The organism is Brevibacillus borstelensis (assembly GCF_003710865.1).
Lineage (GTDB): Bacteria > Bacillota > Bacilli > Brevibacillales > Brevibacillaceae > Brevibacillus > Brevibacillus borstelensis.
The window spans coordinates 1-1,421 of the sequence record NZ_RHHO01000103.1 but is presented as its reverse complement, the minus strand read 5'-3'; the positions used below and the strand labels follow the sequence as shown (position 1 = coordinate 1,421).

Here is a 1,421-nt window from a genome sequence, read left to right as displayed (position 1 = left end):
ACGACAACGTTTCGTACCGCATCATGCTGGGACAGAGCCGCTTCAATCTCGCCCAGCTCGATTCGGTACCCTTGGATCTTGACTTGGAAGTCTTCGCGTCCCCAAAATTCGATGTTGCCATCCGGCAGGTATCGGCCAATGTCTCCCGTCTTGTACAAGCGCTCGCCCGTCACCGGGTGCCGGATGAAGCTTGCGTTTGTCTTTGCTTCGTCCTTCCAATAGCCCTTCGCCAGACCGATCCCTCCGATATACAGCTGTCCCGGCCCCCAGGTCGGACACGGCTCCAGCAGTTCGTTTAGCACATAGAAGCGCTGATTTTTCATCGGCTTTCCGTACGGAATGCTCGTCCACTCCGGATCTACTTCGCCGATCGGATAGAGAATTGACCAGATCGAAGCTTCTGTCGCCCCTCCAAGTGAGATGATTTCTACCGTGGGAATTAACTTGCGCAGGCGATCCGGCAGGGAAACCGGGATCCAGTCTCCCGAGAGCAGCACCAGGCGAAGGCCTTTCGGCAGAAGATCCGCTTGCCCATCCGCATAATCGACCAGCATCTCCATGAGCGCTGGTACGGAGTTCCAGATCGTCACCCCTTCGCGCTTCATGATCTCCGACCAATGCGACGGGTCTCGCAGCCCCTCCGGCTCCGGGAAGACGATCGTGCCGCCCGCCGCCAAGGTACCGAACAGGTCATAGACGGAGAGATCGAAGTTCAGCGCAGAGAGCGCGAACACCTTGTCCTCCGGTTTGACACCAAAGCGTTCGTTAATATCCAGAATCGTATTTACCGCCCCTCTGTGGTCGATCATGACTCCCTTTGGCTGACCGGTCGAACCGGAGGTGAAGATCACGTAGGCGAGATCATCCGGGCCTTGTACCACGTCCAACGGGGTGTCTTCATAATCCTGCAGGTCGGCATCTTCGACCGTGAAGACACGGACATGGGACGGCCACGCGATTTTATCCATCCAGCCGGTCTGTGTCAGTGCAATCTCGACTTCACCGTTTTCCAGTAGGTACAAGAGGCGTTCTTGTGGGAGATTCGGGTCAATGGGCAGGTAAGCCGCTCCCGCCTGCAGGATACCCAGTGCCGCCAGCACCTGCTCCCAGCCTTTCTCCATAACGATGGCGATCAGGCGATTCGGAACGGCTCCGGATTCTCGCAGTTTACGGGCAAGTTGATTGGTGCGTCGGAACAACTCCCCATAGGTCAGTGTCCGGTCTGAGGACACGACAGCGCGTTGGTCCGGACGCTGTGCAACCTGCTCCGCAAACAAAGTGTGTAGCAGGTTGTCCGTCACAAGGCCATCTGTGGCATTGATTTCTCCATGCTGTCTGCGTTGGGCCTCAGGCAGCAATTCGGGAAGAGCCCTTTTCCAGGCGTCGTCGTCCGTAGCAAGCCGGACCAATAGATTGTAGTA

At 57.1% G+C, this 1,421-nt stretch carries 1 protein-coding gene; it reads right to left on the bottom strand.

Going from position 1 to position 1,421, the window contains the following annotated elements; all coding sequences use genetic code 11:
* A partial coding sequence (locus tag EDM54_RS26060; RefSeq protein WP_122959101.1) for an amino acid adenylation domain-containing protein occupies positions 1 to 1,421 on the bottom strand: 1,421 nt, incomplete at both ends.